We start from the raw sequence: 16,827 nt of genomic DNA on the forward strand, positions 1-16,827 counted from the left end.
CCAGAGGGGAGGGTCGTGCACACTTGAGTCCGTTCCACTCAAGTCAGCTGGAGGAAGATCACCATGGCACGTGCGGTCGGCATCGACCTGGGCACAACCAACTCCGTCGTCAGCGTTCTGGAGGGCGGCGAGCCCACCGTCATCACCAACGCCGAGGGTGCCAGGACCACGCCGTCCGTCGTCGCCTTCGCCAAGAACGGTGAAGTGCTCGTCGGCGAGGTGGCAAAGCGCCAGGCAGTCACGAACGTGGACCGGACCATCCGCTCCGTGAAGCGCCACATGGGCACGGACTGGACGATCGAGCTCGACGGGAAGAACTTCAACCCGCAGCAGATGAGCGCGTTCATCCTTCAGAAGCTGAAGCGCGACGCGGAGGCCTACCTGGGCGAGAAGGTGGCCGACGCGGTCATCACCGTCCCGGCCTACTTCAACGACTCCGAGCGTCAGGCGACGAAGGAAGCCGGTGAGATCGCCGGTCTCAACGTCCTTCGCATCGTCAACGAGCCCACCGCGGCCGCGCTCGCGTACGGCCTCGACAAGGACGACCAGACGATCCTCGTCTTCGACCTCGGTGGCGGCACGTTCGACGTGTCCCTCCTGGAGATCGGTGACGGCGTCGTCGAGGTGAAGGCCACCAACGGCGACAACCACCTCGGTGGTGACGACTGGGACCAGCGTGTCGTCGACTACCTGGTGCAGCAGTTCAAGGCCGGCCACGGCGTGGACCTCGCCAAGGACAAGATGGCGCTCCAGCGTCTGCGCGAGGCCGCCGAGAAGGCGAAGATCGAGCTGTCCTCGTCCACCGAGACCTCGATCAACCTGCCGTACATCACGGCGTCCGCCGAGGGCCCGCTGCACCTGGACGAGAAGCTCACGCGCGCCCAGTTCCAGCAGCTGACGGCCGACCTGCTGGAGCGCTGCAAGACGCCGTTCCACAACGTCATCAAGGACGCCGGCATCAACCTCTCCGAGATCGACCACGTCGTTCTCGTCGGTGGTTCGACCCGGATGCCCGCCGTCGCCGAGCTCGTCAGGGAGCTGACCGGCGGTCAGGACGCCAACAAGGGCGTGAACCCGGACGAGGTCGTCGCCATCGGCGCCGCGCTCCAGGCCGGTGTCCTCAAGGGTGAGGTCAAGGACGTCCTGCTCCTCGACGTGACCCCGCTGTCCCTCGGTATCGAGACCAAGGGCGGCATCATGACCAAGCTGATCGAGCGCAACACGACGATCCCGACGAAGCGTTCGGAGATCTTCACGACGGCCGAGGACAACCAGCCGTCGGTGCAGATCCAGGTCTACCAGGGCGAGCGCGAGATCGCGGCCTACAACAAGAAGCTCGGCATGTTCGAGCTGACCGGTCTGCCGCCGGCGCCGCGTGGCGTCCCGCAGATCGAGGTCGCCTTCGACATCGACGCCAACGGCATCATGCACGTCACGGCCAAGGACCTCGGCACGGGCAAGGAGCAGAAGATGACCGTCACCGGCGGCTCCTCGCTGCCGAAGGACGAGGTCGACCGCATGCGCCAGGAGGCCGAGCAGTACGCGGACGAGGACCACCGCCGTCGCGAGGCCGCCGAGTCCCGCAACCAGGGCGAGCAGCTCGTCTACCAGACGGAGAAGTTCCTCAAGGACAACGAGGACAAGGTTCCGGGCGAGGTCAAGACCGAGGTCGAGGCCGCCGTCGAGGAGCTGAAGGCCGCGCTCAAGGGCGAGGACACCGCCGAGATCCGCACGGCCACCGAGAAGGTCGCCGCGGTCTCGCAGAAGGTCGGCCAGGCCATGTACGCCGACGCCCAGGCCGGTCAGGGTGCCGACGCCCCCAAGGCCGACGCCCCGAAGGCCGACGACGACGTCGTGGACGCCGAGATCGTGGACGACGAGCGCAAGGACGGTGCCGCGTGACGGAGGAGACTCCGGGCTTCGAGGAGAAGCCCGACGTCCCCTCCGGCGCCACCCCTGAAGACGCCGAGCCGAAGGCCGCTCCCTCCTCCGCCTCGGCGGCGGGGGCGGCCCCGGCCGGGGACACGAACCAGACAGCCGGTCTGGTGGCCCAGCTGGACCAGGTGCGCACCGCCCTCGGCGAGCGCACCGCGGACCTCCAGCGCCTCCAGGCCGAGTACCAGAACTACCGCCGCCGGGTCGAGCGCGACCGGATCGCGGTCAAGGAGATCGCCATCGCGAACCTCCTGACCGAGCTCCTGCCCGTCCTCGACGACATCGGCCGCGCGCGGGAACACGGCGAGTTCGTCGGCGGCTTCAAGTCGGTGGGCGAATCGCTGGAGACCGTCGCGGCCAAGATGGGCCTCCAGCAGTTCGGCAAGGAGGGCGAGCCCTTCGACCCGACGATCCACGAGGCCCTGATGCACAGCTACGCGCCCGACGTCACCGAGACGACGTGCGTGGCGATCCTTCAGCCCGGGTATCGGATCGGCGAGCGCACCATCCGCCCCGCGCGGGTGGCCGTCGCCGAACCGCAGCCCGGTGCGGCCGCGAAGGGCGACGAGGCCGAGGCGGCCGACGACAAGGAGAGCGGTGGCCCGGACGAGGGCTGAGCTCGATCGGATGAGTGATGGGGAGGAGGGACGTCGAGGATGAGCACCAAGGACTTCGTCGAGAAGGACTTCTACAAGGTCCTCGGCGTCCCCAAGGACGCCACCGAGGCCGAGATCAAGAAGGCGTACCGGAAGCTCGCCCGCGAGTTCCACCCGGACGCCAACAAGGGCAACGCCAAGGCGGAGGAGCGCTTCAAGGAGATCTCCGAGGCGAACGACATCCTCGGTGACCCCAAGAAGCGCAAGGAGTACGACGAGGCGCGCGCCCTCTTCGGCAACGGCGGCTTCCGCCCCGGCCCGGGCGCGGGCGGCTCCTTCAACTTCGACCTGGGCGACCTCTTCGGAGGCGGTGCCCAGGGCGGCGGAGGTGCCCAGGGCGGCTTCGGCGGTGGCATCGGGGACGTGTTCGGCGGCCTGTTCAACCGTGGCGGCCCCGGCACGACCCGTACCCAGCCCCGGCGCGGCCAGGACATCGACACCGAGGTCACCCTGACCTTCACGGAGGCGATCGAGGGCGCGACGGTCCCGCTGCGCATGTCCTCGCAGGCTCCCTGCAAGGCGTGTTCGGGGACGGGCGACAAGAACGGCACCCCGCGCGTGTGCCCGACCTGTGTGGGCACGGGCCAGGTGGCGAGGGGTTCGGGAGGCGGTTTCTCCCTGACCGACCCCTGCCCGGACTGCAAGGGCCGGGGCCTGATCGCCGAGCATCCCTGCCTGGACTGCAAGGGCAGCGGCCGCGCGAAGTCGTCGAGGACCATGCAGGTCCGCATCCCCGCGGGGGTGACGGACGGTCAGCGCATCCGGCTGCGCGGCAAGGGCGCCCCGGGTGAGCGTGGTGGCCCGGCGGGCGACCTGTACGTCGTCGTCCATGTCGGCGCCCACCCGGTGTTCGGCCGCAAGGAGGACAACCTGACGGTGACCGTGCCGGTGACGTTCACCGAGGCGGCACTCGGCGGCGAGATCAAGGTGCCGACGCTCGGTGGGCCGTCCCTGACCTTGAAGCTTCCGCCCGGCACGCCCAACGGCCGCACCATGCGGGCGCGGGGCAAGGGCGCGGTCCGCAAGGACGGCACCCGCGGCGACCTGTTGGTCACCGTCGAGGTGAGTGTTCCGAAGGACTTGTCGGGGAAGGCTCGTGAGGCGCTGGAGGCGTATCGCGAGGCGATCGCGGGCGAGGACCCGCGGGCGGAGCTGTTCGAGGCCGCGAAGGGAGCATGAGAGTGATGGACGGCCGTCGGCGTAACCCGTATGAACTGACCCAGGAGACTCCGGTCTACGTCATTTCGGTGGCGGCCCAGCTCTCGGGCCTGCATCCGCAGACGCTTCGCCAGTACGACCGCCTGGGTCTTGTCTCCCCCGACCGCACCGCCGGCCGGGGGCGCCGTTACTCGGCCCGCGACATCGAGCTGCTGCGCACGGTGCAGGCCCTGTCCCAGGACGAGGGCATCAACCTGGCCGGCATCAAGCGGATCATCGAGCTGGAGAACCAGGTGGCCGCGCTCCAGGCCAGGGCCGCGGAGCTGGAGGCCGCGCTGGACGGCGCGGCCGCGGCGATGCAGCAGCGGGAGGCGGCGGTGCACGCCTCCTACCGGCGGGACCTGGTGCCGTACCAGGAGGTGCAGCAGACCAGCGCGTTGGTGGTCTGGCGGCCGAAGCGGCAGCAGCCGACGGACTGACGCCTGGCAGTACGTAGCGAAAAGGAAGGGGCCCGGAGATTCGTTTCCGGGCCCCTTCCCTGTGTTGTACGGCCGTCCCGTCCCGGCCTGTCCCGGCCCGGCCCGTCCTGTCCTCGTCCGGCAGTCAGTCGCCCATGCCGACACCCGGCTCAGGCCGCTCAAGGCCCGGCGGCTGTTGCTGCGGCGGCTGCTGGGCGGGGGCGGGCGGCCGGTTGGCACCACCCCGGGGCACACCCATCTGCCAGAGATGCGAACCGGAGACACCCGGGGCGGGGGAGGGGGTCGGGGACGGAGCCGGGGTTGAGGACTGGGCCGGTGCCGGTGCCGGTGCCTGGGTTGTGGGCTGGGCCGGTGCTGGGGCTGGGCCGGGGGTGGTGACGGGCTTCGGGTCCCGTTCCGGGCTCGGGTTCCGTTCCGTTGTGGGCTCGGACTTTTCCTGGGGGAGGGCGGGGGGCTGGGGGCCGGTGGTCGGGGGAGTTGCCCCCTGGCCCAGGTCCGGGCGTTGCCAGCGTTCCGGGATCGTCGACATCCGTCGTACGGCTTCGGGGTCGCCCGCCGCTGCCGCCGCGACGGCGCGTGCGCGCAGGGCGCTCTGGCGGGCGATCGGGGAGAAGCCGGGGGCCGCGTTGCCGGTCTCGGACGGCAGACCGCGGACGCCCATCGCGTTCAGCTCGGCCTGGATTCGCGTCTCCGGGGCGAAGATCTCGCGCGGCAGCTGCCAGGAGGCCGCGCCGTCCACGTCGACGCGGTGCTCCCTGCCGTCCACGGCGAAGGTGAGCCCGTAGCCGATGTACTGGTCGTCCTTGTCGAACAGCAGGTCCCCGGAGATCTCGCCGCCCCGGTCGCGTACCTCGTCGGCGAGGACCTGGAGGGCGGGCGGCAGGGGGTTGGTGCGGCCGAGGCTGGTGACATAGCCGTCGCTGCGGGCCACTCTCCGCTCCTCGGTTCCCTTCTCGACGTAGGGGACCTGGAAACGGGTCTCGCCCTGCTCGTCCTGGTAGGTCTCGATGGCCCCGACGCGGGCCTCGACGAAGGTCAGACGCTTCTCGCCGCCCTCGGCATGGCCGTACCTCTGCTCCATCGCCGGGAACTGGACCTGATGCTTCAGGGCAGGCGGCGGCTTCGAGCCGATGATCGTGACGTGGGCGTCCGGATTCTGGATCAGGATGATCTCCGCGTTGGCGACGGCGGTTCCGCCGGAACCCACGACGATCCACTCCTTGGCGGCGTGCGGATCGAAACGGCTCTCGGCGACCTCGTCGCCCAGCAGCGCCCGCCCCTCCGCGGCTCTACGCGCCGCCTCCCACTTCTGCGTCGAGTCGAGGGCGGTGAAGCAGTTGCCCATGCGGGTCTCGTCCGCGGTGCCCAGGCCGGCCGTGAGCGCGTCCTTCAGCGCCGGGGAGGAGTTCAGGGCGCCGAGCACGGTACCGGCGTCCGCTCCGCTCCGCTCGGCCTGGGTCAGCCAGGCGCGCATCTCGCCCGCACCGGCGATTCCCTGCCCCTCCAGCTCCCTCAGCCGATCGCTGATCAGCCGTACGGCTTCGCTGCGGCTCTCCACGGGGAAGTCTCCGCGCGGCGTTCCCGGTACGAGCTCCGGTGTGAGGCCGGTGGCGATGCTGGGGGTGCCGTCGCAGGCCACCCAGAGGGGAGTCGCGCTCTCCTTGCCGTCTTCGCCCAACGTGCGTACTTCGGCCAGGAGTTCGCCGTCCCGCCCCAGGCGCAGACGGGCGTGGCCGTTCACCACGTCGCCCTGGGTGGCGAGCTGGTCCTCCCAGACCCGGACGGCGTGGATGGAGATGCGGTGCCGGGGATCCTCGACCGCCGAGTACGGGTCGACGCCCATCCACTGCGCGAGATCCCGGTCCTGGTCCGCCGACTGGACGATGCCGTCCCCGGGGTCGAGGTGCCAACGGCCCGCCCCGTCCACCAGCAGCGCCTCCGGATCGCGCCCGGTGAGACTCGCGCCACCGCCGATCACGACTTTGCGCAGCGGGAGTTGCCCACCGGCGAGCTGTCCCTCCAGCGTCTGCACGGTGCGCTCGCTGACCTGGGCGCGGTACTCCGCCCACCGCTCGGCGGCGGGTTCCAACTGGTCGCGGGGGAGGGGCAGGCCGTTCTGGTCGTAGCCGGGCATGGGCATGGTGATTTCACGCCGCCCGATGAAAGCCTCGACCTGCCGCTCGGCCCGGAGCGCGGCGTCCCGGGATGCCTGGAGCGCGGTGGCGTCGGCGGGGGAGAGGTTCTCTATGGGGTGGGCGAGGGCGTCGACCAGACGTCGGGCGTCTGAGGAAAGGGCCCGCTGCGCGATGTAGCGGCGGGTCTCCGCGGCCTCTGATTCGGCCTCGTGTGCTGCCGTCTCGGACATGGCGGCCGTCGGGCGCATGCCGAGCTGGTCGAGCAGGGACGACAGCTGCGTACGGGCTTCGGCGCGTTCTTCCTGCGGGGCTTCCACCGCAGAGGCCTGGTGGGCGAGCCAGTTGAGCTCGGCGATGCTTCCGTGGTCCCGGCTGGACAGCTCGTGCCGATCACCGATCTCGGCGCCCTGTGTCAGGAAGTGCTCGCGCACCGGTGCCAGTCCCTCGCTGGACCGGTCGTGCGTGGCGAGGAGTTCGCCCACCTCGTGGGCCAGGACGCGGGACAGGTTCTCGACCGGCAGACGGTCGGAGACGTGGACGATGTACTGGTCCGTCGTCGTGTTCGTCATGGTGTTGGTGAGGGCACCCGACTCCATCGGGACGGCATCCAGCCAGATCGTCAGGGAGGCGCCCTGCGCGTCCTTCAGAAGGAAGTACTGCTGCTTCTGCTTCGTCTGTCGCTTGTCGAACGAGCCGAGTCGATCTCCCAGGACGGCGGCGGACACCGCGCCCAGATCGCGCCCTGCCGCTGCGATCAGCGCTGCCTGCTGTATGCGCAACTGCTCGTCGGTGAACTCTGCGGACTCCGGTTGCGGCATTCCCCCGTACCTCCATGTACGCCCCCGTCAACGGCCCTTAGGATCATGTCATGTTGACAGCGCGATCAGCCTTCGAAGCTCACCTGTACATGGATCTGCACCCGTGCGAATGCGGCTCCGGTGACTTCGATCGGCAGCACCGGCTGGAGCAGCACGGCGATGACATCGTGGCGGTGTACGAGGGGCCTTGCCGGCAGTGCGGTACGACACGCCGATTCGTCTTCCGCATGGCCGAGGAGATTCCGCCGCCTCCCCCTGCGTTCGGCGGCCGGGAACCGTCGCAGATCATCGATCCGTGGGAATTCGCCGAGGTCGGCTTCCGTATTTCCGAATCGACGGGAATCAAGCTGCTCAACACGCCGAAGTCCGAGCATGGAAAGCTGCGTGACGCCGTGGCCTATACGGTCGCGGCGTTCGAAGAGATCCCGAAGTTCATTCCGCCTGGCCAGGACGCGGTACCTGCCGCCGCTTTCACATCCGAAGCGGGCAAGGCCGGGTATCGACGTGATCCGGGCAATTTCGACCGGGACATCCTCGAGATGAACATCAAGAACGCGAGGGCTGTGCTCGCCAACATCGACAGGCACAGCAGCCCGCCCGGCGACACCGCCCCCAAGGCCTGATTGCGGGCCTCGGGGTGCGCCTCGTCTTCGGCGATCTGGGATTCACTCACCCTCAGAGTTGATCACGAAGGCCGCACGACGGGTCCGTCGACCGCCGGTGGGCGCAGGAGGACCGCCGGACGGGCTCGGGCATGATCGGCAGGCGAGGGACGGATCGGGGGACAGCATGGGGTACACGTTCGGTGATGCCACCCGTTGGCAGCGCGAGGGGCATCCGTTGACGGCGGACGAAGCCAGGCAGCACTTCGATCTCACGAGCTACGGCGTCTTCAACAGCGGCCAGGGTGTGGTGCAACAGTGGGTCGACCTGGCGGAGATGACCCGGACCACGGTCGAGCCGCAGGGACCCGAGCAGCGGATCTGCTGGGATCGCTGGAACCGCATCCTGCGGTTGGGCGTGGCGCAGGACGACGATGTCGCCCGGAAGTTCCTGGGGAAGCCCTGGGTGCGCGTGACCAAAGAGGCCCACAACCACAGCTGGTGGGCTGCCGCGGAGGGGAGAGCGGAGTTCTCCGAACCGTCGCGGGAGCCCGGGGACGCGGTGGGACGCGAGCTGGTGACCAAGGTCGGCGGGTACTACGACCTGCTTCCGGAAGAGATCTACCGGAAGGCGGTCGACCAGCGGTGGTTGGTGGTCCGCATACACGTCACCCGGTTCCACGGCGCACTGCGGCCGGAGGACGAGTGGGAGTGGGAGGAGCCGATGTACTGGTGATCCCCCGGTCTCCGACCCGCTCCGCTGCCGAGGGAAGGGCTGGACCTGTCGTACGTCCTGTCTCAGCCCAGCTGTTCCGTCGTGCCGTCCGGGTGGATCAGGAGGCGGATCGCGCCGCCGTACCGGTTGTCGGTGATGGTGGCCGGGGTGGGGGCGCCGAGTTGCTGGGCGCGTTGCTGGAGGATCGCCAGGACCACGTCCTGGATGTCGCCGTAGGGCGGGGCGGTGACCGGGACGCCGTCGATCAGGCCGGCGTTGGGGGAGAAGACGTGCACCTGGGCGTCCGCCGTGGCGGGGGGTGGCGGCGTCGGTTCGGTCATCGGGGGTCTGGGTTCCTTCCGGCTCGGTTCCGGCTCAGGCGCTCTTCGCCTCGTCCTGCTCGGGGACGTCCACGGTGACGTCCATGGTGACGTCGACGGTGCGAGCGTACGTGCCTCGGGCGAGGCGCTGAAGGCGGCCCGACTTGACGAGGGCGGACAGTACGTTGCTGATCGTCTTCGAGGGGTCGCCGTAGACGCCGGGCGGGAGGGCGCGCAGGACGTCACGTGCGGAGAAGGGGCCGGGGAAGGTCGACACGGCCGTTTCCACGGCCGCCCGGATGCTGGGGGCGCCGGAGGGTACGAGGGTGGCGGCCTGGCCCGTGCCGGTGGACGTCTTGCCGGTCGGGGCCGGATGCGGGAGGCACGCGCGGATGCCCTGAAGTGCGGTGCGGATGGGCTCCAGGTGGATCTCGTCGCCGTCCGATGCCTCGGTCGCGGCCAGCATGGTCGCCACCTTCTCTATGTTGGCGAGGGAGGAGGCCAGTTCGCGCAGCAGCGGTTCCAGGAAGTCGCGGCGCAGAGCCGCCACCGGGTCGGTGGTGGCGAGTTCGACGGAGACCGAGCCGGTGAGCGCGCGGAGCGGGCCGGCGGTGTCCGGGGTGGCCTCGGCGGAGTCGCAGGAGCCCCGGCCCCCTTCCGGAGCCAGTGCCTCCACGGCCTTCCGCGCGGCGCGGATGGTGTCCGGCATCTCCGGCGCGATCTCGCCGCCGGGCACGCTCGCCAGCATTGTGACCAGCTGCTCCAGGCCGGTGAGCGTGGGCAGGGCGGAGCGGATCAGAGGGGCCAGCAGAGCCTGTCGTACGGCCTGGGCGGGATCCTCGTACGAGAAGGCGATCCGCTGCCCGGACTCGGCCGCTGCCATGTCCTCGCTCCTGCTTTCCGGGTGGGTGTGTCTGGGATGGTGGCCGTTGCCGTACGTCTGCTGTGGCGTGGTGTGCTCGTGCAACTGCCTCGGGATGGCGGGCAACTCGCGTCGTGGCCTGGCCAGTTGGTCCTGGCGCGCGTCGAACGCGTCGAGGATTCGCTCCAGCGCGGGCCGGCCGCCCTCGGTGTCGTGCCGGGCGGCGGTGTCGGTGCTGCGGGAGCGCAGGCGCAGCAGACGGCGGGACGTTTCGCCGGAGCTGTAGCCGGGGCCCGCGCCGGGGCCGTCCACCGTGTGGGTGGGCAGGTCGCCGTTCGCGTCGCCGACGCCGAGGGCGCGGCGGATCCAGCGACGGTCGTCCAGAGTGGTCGCGGCCGCGTAGCCGTAGGGCTCGGCGTGGGCGACGGCGTCCTGGAGGCATTCCGCCCACAACGGGCAGGAAGCGCACAGGTCGCGGGCGGTGCGGAGCAGTACGAGGTGCTGGTGGCGCTGTTCGGGCGAGGTGTACGGAATGTCCGTGGGCGCCTCCAGCAGCGGGTGCTGGAAGACGTCCGGTCGGCGCTGGCAGGGCAGAGCGGCGTCGGGAGTGTGGACCCCCGCCCCCGCCCCCGCTCCCCGTACCGCCCCGCGCGCGGGGCGCGTGGGCAGCGCCGTATGGCTGGCCATAGGCATGTGTGTTGTCCCCCGTGGTGATACGTGATCGGGGGGGACTCTAAAACGTTCCGTCAACCCGGTGCAACGCATCTGCAAAGCGTGTGCCGACTTGGCACAGTGACGAGACGAAACGTTCACACGGGCCTCAACTGTCCGTCGGGTCACTGGCTTTGCGCGTCCGCAGGCGGCCAAGTGCCTGGCGGGCCCGGCCTGCAACCGCTTTCGCGCTGCTTCCGCGCATCGCCAGTACGCCGATCACGCCGAGGAAACCGAGCGGTACACCCGCTTCCGGCAGGAACATCCCGACGACGGACGCGATGACGAGGATCACATCCGCGAGCACCACGGTGACGCCCCGTCGGCCCGGGTGCTCCTTCACCATCCAGGCGCCGAGGAGTGCCATTCCGGCGAGTGCCCAGTAGCCGAGGGCGGCCTGGCCGGTGACGGTGGCGCTGGTGGACATGCGGGCCGAGTCGCCCACGGCGGAGAAGTAGCCGGTGAACGCGGCGGAGAGGATGGTCGCTCCGAGGCCCAGGAGGAGCTGGGTGCGCCGGCGGAGCAGCCAGAGCAGGCCGCCGAGGACGATCAGGGCACAGACCGTGACGAAGCTTGAGCCACTCTCCGAGGCGATGGCGAAGAGCGTGTAGGCGGCGGCGAGGCCGAACACGACGCGAGGGAGGAGCTTGACCGCCCAGGGGTCGTTCTTGTCCTGGTGGAGAAGGCGGCGGAGGCCGGGCAGGGGTCCTGCGGGGCGCTCCGCGACGGGGGTGCTCCGCTGCGCCTTCGGGGTCGTCCCAGGCTTCGACTTCGTGGTCGGCGTCGGCCTTGGGCTCGGCTTCTTGCTCGGCTTCTTGCTCGTCTTCGCGCTCATCCGAGCCCCGGTCCTGTGGATTGCTTCTGGAGGTCGGGTGCCGGCGGGGCCGTCGAGGCGGCCGCGGGGCCGGAGGAACCGGCTTCGACGGCGACCGGCTTGGGGGTGAAGCCGAGCTGCCACAGGGGGACGGAGGCGGAGGGTTTGGGGTTGCCCTGTTCCTTCGCTTCGACGGTGGGCTGAGGCTTCGCGTCGTTCATCGGCTTCGCCTCGTTCATCGGCTTCGCCGTCTGCTCGGCCTGTTCGGTCTCCTTCGCCTCCTTCGTCTCCTTCGCCTCCTTCGTCTCCTTCGTCTCCTTCGTTGGTTCTGCTGGTTCCGTTTGTTCCGCTTCGGTCGTCTTCGCGGCTGTCTGTTCCGCCTTCTTCTCGGCCGCGCGCTCGTTGCGCTCGGCAGTCACCGAGGCGAACTCCGAGTCCAGGACGGCCCTGCGTGCCGTGGGGTCCTGGTCCGGGTAGGTCTTGGGGTCGACGTAGTGCGCCATGGTCGGGTCGTTGAACTGGAGCTGTGCACGCGCCGAATCGGTGCCGACCTCGGTCCGGGCCTCCTTCGGCCACGTCTGCGGAGCCTCGTAGGCGAAGTGGATGTTGTCGAGACCGACGTCCGTGTTGGTCTGGAGTGTGGGGAGCTCGCGGTTGTAGAGGATCGAGCGGGTGTCGGCGTACTGGGCGAAGACGGCGACGGGGCCCTTCGCCTCGGTGGCGTACGTTTCGGAGATCGTGGCCCAACACTCGCGAGTCCAGTCCTCGGTGAAGCCCTTGTCGGCTCCACCGAGCGCTGTCAGGACCTCCGCTTCCCAGAGGTACATAGCGTTCAGCCTGCGGCCGCCCTCGGTCGTCTCGAGTGTCCGCGCGGAACCCGCCTGCCGGTCGTTCTGCAAGGTCGCCCAGGCTTCGGCGATATAGCGGTTGTCGAGGAAGTTCTCGTTCCAGCGGTTCGTCGGAGCATCCGGATGGTCGATTCCGTACGACCAGAAGGCGCTGGTGGGGGCCGTGTCATGCGGGGGTGTCACCCCCTTGGGGTCCTTGGTCAGAGCTTCGATGTACTCCTTGACCGGAAGGCCCTGGGCCGCGGCTTCCGTCCGCAGACGCTGGACGATCTCGCGGCGGCCCTTGGCGGATCTGGCTACGGCGGCGCGCCCTGCCTCCTCGTTGGCGAGTCGGACGGCGAGGACCTCGATGTCCTCCGGGATCGGCTGGGTGCTCACACTGCTCCCCTCTCGACGGGGCGCGGACGGAACTGCACGGACAGATTCGCGGCGCCGTCCCAGTCGTGCTGCGCCGTTCCCACCGCGAGGGCGATGCGCAGGACGATGAGCGGGGCGGTGCTCGACGGAGGCAGCCAGTAGGCCAGCCGGTACGGGTCCTGCTCCTCGATCCGGACCTCCTGGTCGGCGATCTCCCCGCCGACGACCGAGTCGGGGAAGTCCTCGGAGTCCCAGGCGCCCTCCCAGGCCGGTTCACCCAGTGCCGAACAGGCTGCCGTCAGGTAGACCGGCCATGCCCGAGCCGCCTCCGCCAGCACCGCGGGATTGTCCGCCGCGGTTTCGGCTCCGGCACTCCAGACCCAGTGGCTGACGGCATTCACGGGCGCCCAACCGCCGCCCGGCGCGTTCAGGACCAACTCGCCCCCCGTCTCGGTCCGTACCTGAAGCACCCGTTCGAAGCTGAGCGGAGTCCACCCGAACTGGGCGCACCACATGTCCAGACCCTGGCCCGGACGGGGCGGGCCGGACCAGACGGTCGGCCAGTCCACGTCGGTCAGTCCCCGCAGCTCGGTGACCAGTTCCTGCGGGGTGCGGTCCTGGGGTCCTGAAGTGAGGCCCATGATCAGTCTCTCGTCTCGGTCGTCGTCACAACAGCCAGCCGGGTCCGTCGCTCTCGGGATCGGCCGGTCCATGGCAGGCGAGAGAGATCGTCGCACTGCCCGGCCCCCAACCCGCCGCCGTACCCGCCGCGAGGTTCGCCCTGAGCACGAACAGCGGTGCCCCCGGCGTACGGAAGGACCACACCGCCAGCCGGTACGGGTCCCGGTGTTCCGCACGCCACTCGGCGTCCTGCCAGTACGCGCGGCCGGGCGAGTCCGGGAATCCGGCCGTGTCCCAGTCGCCGGACCAGGTGGGCACGCTCAGCACCGCCTGGACGGCGGCGACGTACGCGGGCCACTTCCGGGCGGTGAGGGACATCAGTGCCTCGTTCTCCGCCGCCGCACCCGCGCGGACCGACCACAGGATGTGTTCGACGCGGGTCACCGGGCGGGCGGGGGCGACCGAGGCGAGGTGGAGGCGGCTGCCCTGTGCCGTCCGGACCCACTGGCCCGCCTCGAACCACAGGGGCCGCCAGCCGAACCCCGTGCACCAGTGTGTCCGCTTCTCCTCGTCGTCCGGGACCCCTGCCCACACCGTGGGCCAGTCCACCTCGACGAGCCGCTCCAGTTCCGCGACCAGTTGGTCGGGAGTGCGGTCGGCGGTCAGGACGGGCATGGAGTGGCTCCTCGGTGCTGCTTACGGGCAGGTGGGCGGGGTCAGACTCGGCCGCTGGGGCCGCGCGGGTCCCGGGGCGGCGGAGGGGCTGCCGGCGGCGTCTGGGGCCGAGGCGCCGACGGCGTCTGCGGCCGAGGGGCCGGCGGCGCCTCGACCGGGGCGGGGCGGGGGCGTGGCGCAGCCGGCTGTGGCTGCGGCGCGGGAGCCGGGCGGGACTCGGTCGGCGGCACGGACTGTTGCGGGGCCTGCTTGCCCCCGGAGTCGCTGACGCGGCGGCCGCGCTTGGGGGCGGGAGGCGACTGGGCCTCCTGCTCCTCCGGCGGGCGGTTCCTCGCCTCCTGGGCCTCACGTGCTGCCTCCGCCGACCGGTACGCGGTCTGCTGCTGCTCGCGCTTGGACTGGCCGAGCCAGCCTCGCTTCTGAAGTGCGGCCCGTCCCCGGCCCTTGTTGGCGAACTTGTCCAGGGCCCAGGCGCCGCCGCGTGCCGCGCTGCCGGTCACACGGGCCGTGCCCTTGGCGGTGGTGCCCGCGACGCGGCCGGTGGCACGGGCGGATCCGATGGCGAGGCCCGGGGCCATCGCGGCCGCCTTGTCGAAGGTGGCGTTGGCTCCGTCCCGGATGCCGAGGGCGTCTTCGCCACCCGCGACCTGCGGGGTGAAGTTCCCGGCGAGGAGCTTCTTCAGCATCATCACGACGGCGACGGTGACCAGCAGCAGCATGAGCAGCTGGGTACCGAGGGCGATCTGCGCGGGCAGGATCATCTGGTAGAGCACGAGCAGCACGGTCAGGATGACGCCGAAGCCCGCGCGCAGCACGAAGCTGTGGATGAACGTCTCCAGCCAGCTCTTCAGCAGCTTCTGCTGGGAGGGGTGGATGCCGAGCGTGGCGACCAGCGGCAGCAGCATGACCAGGATCAGCGTGACCGCGTGCCACAGGAGGGTGAGCGCGCTCAGCGCGAGGACCATCACGCCGACGATGAAGGCGGCCACGAGGGAGTAGAAGGCGATGCCCACCCGGTCGGTGGCGTTCTTGCCGGCCCAGTCGTTGAAGGCCACCGGGTAGATTTTCCCGTCCGGGGTCTTCTCGCCCCCGGCGATCTCGATGCGGATCTTCTCCCAGTCGTCGAACTTGTCCCCGTCCGGCTTGTCTTCGCCGCGTTGGCTGTCGACGTTGGTCCAGGACTGGGCGACGGCTTGACGGACGCGAAGGTCCCCGCAGCGGGCGCCGTCCTTCTGTCCCCAATAGCAGTCGTAGTTCGTCTTACCCCTGAATGTGCAGGTCCCGTCGACTTCGGAGACCTCGCTCCCGCTGTCCTTCCTGAAGACGCAGTTCGCGCCCGCCTCGCCGAACTGCCCCATGGCCCAGGGGCGGAAGGCGAGCGTGTCGTAGATGGCGCAGCTCGACAGGCGAAGGCCCACTTGTCCCGGCTCGTCCTTGCCGTTGTTCGGCAGGTCGCAGGGGCTCTGCATCTTGCCCGAGACACCCGCGAGCACGGTGGAGCTGAGCGCCGAGTTGGCGTCACCGATCCATTTGTCGGAGTTCTCGACGACCTTGTCGTAGTTGTTCCCGGTGAGGAAGGCCATGACGGCGATGACGGTCAGGGCGGTCCAGGAGACGCCCGCCCACACCTCGCGCATGTCACCCTTGCGCCATTTGGTGAAGACCCAGAGGCCGACCAGCAGGATCATGACCGCGACGGCGGGCTTCAGGACGGTGTCGCGCAGAGTCGTCACGACGTTGTCGCGGCCCGTGTACAGGCCCGAGAACGGGCTCGGGTTGGACGCCATCTCCTTGATGGAGATGGAGAAGCGGGTCAGCACCTTGGTGCCGTAGAAGACGGCGTCCGCTATGCCGTTGTTGACATAGGCCATGACCTGGCAGGAATCGGCTCCGCTGCCCCACGAGCCGTTCTCCTCGGCGGCATCACCCTTTCCCTTGAACGTCATGGACCAGTTCAGGCCGCGCATGCCGTTCAGTTCGTACAGGGTGTAGTGCTGGGCCTGGTCCGCCTCCACCTTGAAGGCGCCGTTGACCGTTCCCTTCTGGTCACCGAGGTTCTCGGAGCCGCCACCGTCCTTCCATTGCACGACGGCGGGCATGATGGACTCGCCGTTACTGCCCGGCGAGTCCATGTGGTAGCTCTCGTCGCCGGTGAAGTTGCAGGCGAAGTCCGCGTATGCCGAACTCGGCGCGGCCAGAGTGAGGGCGATCAGCGCCAGCACCACAAAGAGGCCGGCGCGGGCGGCCACACCGGCTTTCCGTATTCGACGGCTCAGTGCGTTGCGCGGATGCATCTGTATTCCTTCGGGGGTACGCGTGGGCAGAGTCAGGTGCTCGAGGTACGGGCTCGGTCGCCGGAGCAGTTACTCAGTGCATGGCCGTCGACAAGCACCGGACGGCATGTCTGCCTACTGGTCCAGGGGATCGAGGAGATAGTTGGTCAGCACGCAGCCGCTCGCCTGCGCGTCCTGTACGCGGTATCCGTCAGGGGCTTTGAAGCTGGGATCGCAGTTCTCCAGCAGCAGGCCGGCTTCGAGGAGAGTCTTGCTCGCCTGGTAGTTCGTGGGATCGACGATGAAGTCGGCACCGAAGAGAAATCTTCCGCGCGCCAGCTTGTCCGTCCAGCCGTCTTCCTTCGCGAACTCCTGGGCCTGCTTGCGGTAGTTCTCCTGGAACCCCTTCATGTCGCTCGGCAGGTAGATGATCCAGCCGCCGGTATCGGACCGGGTCTCCCCGCAGAAACCGGACTTGCTGATCTTCCAGGCGTCGGCCTCGGCCTTCTGGGTGGCGTCATCGTCGTCGTTCGAAGGACCGAGGAACCCCTCGGAAGGAGTCCCCTGAGCGCTCTCGTCGTCCGTGAGGTTGTCGCACGGGAGCCCCGCGCCGGTGATGAACTCCTGGACGTCTCTCAAGGTCTTCGCGCTGGGCAGATTCGCGGAGCCGGAGTCGCCGGAGCTGCCGGAGCCGTCCGAGCCGAAGACGGAGTCCGCGCCGGTCTTGGTTTCCGAGTCCGACCCGCACCCGCTCAGCGTCGCGAGCAGGGCGAGGGACGCGGCCCCGGCGGCGAGGCTTCTGTACAGACGCATGGGGATACTGACTCCTCGGTCGGTTCGGGTGCGGC

General features: G+C 69.6%; 15 protein-coding genes. 6 read left to right on the forward strand and 9 right to left on the reverse strand.

The genetic code is table 11. The annotated features are described in order from the left end of the window. The first annotated feature begins 63 nt into the window (after positions 1 to 63). Genes dnaK through G9272_RS23970 form a run of 4 tightly spaced genes read left to right on the forward strand, consistent with a single transcriptional unit; the run spans position 64 to position 4,228 of the window. Positions 64 to 1,902 (forward strand): molecular chaperone DnaK, encoded by a 1,839-nt coding sequence (gene dnaK, locus G9272_RS23955; RefSeq protein ID WP_171398464.1) that lies wholly within the window; start codon positions 64 to 66, stop codon positions 1,900 to 1,902. Then, complete coding sequence (gene grpE, locus G9272_RS23960) at positions 1,899 to 2,552, forward strand: nucleotide exchange factor GrpE (RefSeq protein ID WP_171398465.1); 654 nt, start codon at positions 1,899 to 1,901, stop codon at positions 2,550 to 2,552. The genes dnaK and grpE overlap by 4 nt, the downstream gene beginning before the upstream one ends. 39 nt (positions 2,553 to 2,591) lie before the next feature. Then, positions 2,592 to 3,770, forward strand: coding sequence for a molecular chaperone DnaJ (gene dnaJ, locus G9272_RS23965; protein ID WP_171398466.1), 1,179 nt, complete (start codon positions 2,592 to 2,594; stop codon positions 3,768 to 3,770). Positions 3,771 to 3,775: 5 nt separating this feature from the next. Beyond that, a complete protein-coding gene (locus G9272_RS23970; protein ID WP_020129153.1) occupies positions 3,776 to 4,228 on the forward strand; it encodes a heat shock protein transcriptional repressor HspR in 453 nt (150 codons plus the stop codon). A 124-nt stretch (positions 4,229 to 4,352) separates the two neighbouring features. On the opposite strand, the gene G9272_RS45965 is transcribed toward G9272_RS23970, so the two are convergent. Next, a complete protein-coding gene (locus tag G9272_RS45965; RefSeq protein WP_171398467.1) occupies positions 4,353 to 7,181 on the reverse strand; it encodes a hypothetical protein in 2,829 nt (942 codons plus the stop codon). Between the two features lie 50 nt (positions 7,182 to 7,231). Between G9272_RS45965 and G9272_RS23980 the strand changes: the two genes are divergently transcribed. Together G9272_RS23980 and G9272_RS23985 are read left to right on the forward strand one after the other, a co-directional pair. Next, on the forward strand, positions 7,232 to 7,804 hold the full coding sequence (locus tag G9272_RS23980; protein ID WP_171398468.1) for a hypothetical protein: 573 nt from the start codon (positions 7,232 to 7,234) through the stop codon (positions 7,802 to 7,804). A gap of 166 nt (positions 7,805 to 7,970) precedes the next feature. After that, a complete protein-coding gene (locus tag G9272_RS23985; RefSeq protein WP_171398469.1) occupies positions 7,971 to 8,519 on the forward strand; it encodes a hypothetical protein in 549 nt (182 codons plus the stop codon). Between the two features lie 62 nt (positions 8,520 to 8,581). On the opposite strand, the gene G9272_RS23990 is transcribed toward G9272_RS23985, so the two are convergent. The 8 genes from G9272_RS23990 to G9272_RS24025 all read right to left on the reverse strand — a co-directional run bounded on the left by G9272_RS23990 (position 8,582) and on the right by G9272_RS24025 (position 16,792). Continuing rightward, positions 8,582 to 8,839, reverse strand: coding sequence for a hypothetical protein (locus G9272_RS23990; RefSeq protein ID WP_020129155.1), 258 nt, complete (start codon positions 8,837 to 8,839; stop codon positions 8,582 to 8,584). 34 nt (positions 8,840 to 8,873) lie between these two features. Beyond that, positions 8,874 to 10,367: a WhiB family transcriptional regulator gene (locus G9272_RS23995; protein ID WP_171398470.1), complete on the reverse strand. Its 1,494-nt coding sequence runs from the start codon at positions 10,365 to 10,367 to the stop codon at positions 8,874 to 8,876. A 133-nt stretch (positions 10,368 to 10,500) separates the two neighbouring features. Then, positions 10,501 to 11,226, reverse strand: coding sequence for a hypothetical protein (locus tag G9272_RS24000; RefSeq protein WP_253267921.1), 726 nt, complete (start codon positions 11,224 to 11,226; stop codon positions 10,501 to 10,503). After that, on the reverse strand, positions 11,223 to 12,431 hold the full coding sequence (locus tag G9272_RS24005) for a hypothetical protein (RefSeq protein ID WP_171398471.1): 1,209 nt from the start codon (positions 12,429 to 12,431) through the stop codon (positions 11,223 to 11,225). Before G9272_RS24005 ends, G9272_RS24000 begins: the two co-directional genes overlap by 4 nt. Continuing rightward, on the reverse strand, positions 12,428 to 13,051 hold the full coding sequence (locus G9272_RS24010) for a hypothetical protein (RefSeq protein WP_171398472.1): 624 nt from the start codon (positions 13,049 to 13,051) through the stop codon (positions 12,428 to 12,430). Before G9272_RS24010 ends, G9272_RS24005 begins: the two co-directional genes overlap by 4 nt. Before the next feature lie 25 nt (positions 13,052 to 13,076). Next, positions 13,077 to 13,706 carry a hypothetical protein gene (locus G9272_RS24015; protein WP_171398473.1) on the reverse strand — a complete coding sequence of 210 codons (630 nt, stop codon included), beginning with the start codon at positions 13,704 to 13,706 and terminating at the stop codon, positions 13,077 to 13,079. A gap of 41 nt (positions 13,707 to 13,747) precedes the next feature. Further along, the gene (locus G9272_RS24020) at positions 13,748 to 16,000 is read right to left on the reverse strand and encodes a hypothetical protein (protein ID WP_171398474.1); all 2,253 of its coding nucleotides are present in this window, start codon (positions 15,998 to 16,000) and stop codon (positions 13,748 to 13,750) included. A 114-nt stretch (positions 16,001 to 16,114) separates the two neighbouring features. Further along, positions 16,115 to 16,792 (reverse strand): hypothetical protein, encoded by a 678-nt coding sequence (locus G9272_RS24025; protein ID WP_171398475.1) that lies wholly within the window; start codon positions 16,790 to 16,792, stop codon positions 16,115 to 16,117. Positions 16,793 to 16,827: the final 35 nt, after the last annotated feature.

It is taken from the genome of Streptomyces asoensis, assembly GCF_013085465.1.
Classification (GTDB): Bacteria; Actinomycetota; Actinomycetes; order Streptomycetales; family Streptomycetaceae; genus Streptomyces; species Streptomyces cacaoi_A.

Excerpts from the sequence above, each read along its gene's own strand:
- dnaK (WP_171398464.1), top strand. The coding sequence starts at position 64 with ATGGCACGTGCGGTCGGCATCGACCTGGGCACAACCAACTCCGTCGTC.
- dnaJ (WP_171398466.1), top strand. The coding sequence starts at position 2,592 with ATGAGCACCAAGGACTTCGTCGAGAAGGACTTCTACAAGGTCCTCGGC.
- G9272_RS23970 (WP_020129153.1), top strand. The coding sequence starts at position 3,776 with ATGGACGGCCGTCGGCGTAACCCGTATGAACTGACCCAGGAGACTCCG.
- G9272_RS45965 (WP_171398467.1), bottom strand. The coding sequence starts at position 7,181 with ATGCCGCAACCGGAGTCCGCAGAGTTCACCGACGAGCAGTTGCGCATA.
- G9272_RS23980 (WP_171398468.1), top strand. The coding sequence starts at position 7,232 with ATGTTGACAGCGCGATCAGCCTTCGAAGCTCACCTGTACATGGATCTG.
- G9272_RS23985 (WP_171398469.1), top strand. The coding sequence starts at position 7,971 with ATGGGGTACACGTTCGGTGATGCCACCCGTTGGCAGCGCGAGGGGCAT.
- G9272_RS23990 (WP_020129155.1), bottom strand. The coding sequence starts at position 8,839 with ATGACCGAACCGACGCCGCCACCCCCCGCCACGGCGGACGCCCAGGTG.
- G9272_RS23995 (WP_171398470.1), bottom strand. The coding sequence starts at position 10,367 with ATGGCCAGCCATACGGCGCTGCCCACGCGCCCCGCGCGCGGGGCGGTA.
- G9272_RS24000 (WP_253267921.1), bottom strand. The coding sequence starts at position 11,226 with ATGAGCGCGAAGACGAGCAAGAAGCCGAGCAAGAAGCCGAGCCCAAGG.
- G9272_RS24010 (WP_171398472.1), bottom strand. The coding sequence starts at position 13,051 with ATGGGCCTCACTTCAGGACCCCAGGACCGCACCCCGCAGGAACTGGTC.
- G9272_RS24015 (WP_171398473.1), bottom strand. The coding sequence starts at position 13,706 with ATGCCCGTCCTGACCGCCGACCGCACTCCCGACCAACTGGTCGCGGAA.
- G9272_RS24020 (WP_171398474.1), bottom strand. The coding sequence starts at position 16,000 with ATGCATCCGCGCAACGCACTGAGCCGTCGAATACGGAAAGCCGGTGTG.
- G9272_RS24025 (WP_171398475.1), bottom strand. The coding sequence starts at position 16,792 with ATGCGTCTGTACAGAAGCCTCGCCGCCGGGGCCGCGTCCCTCGCCCTG.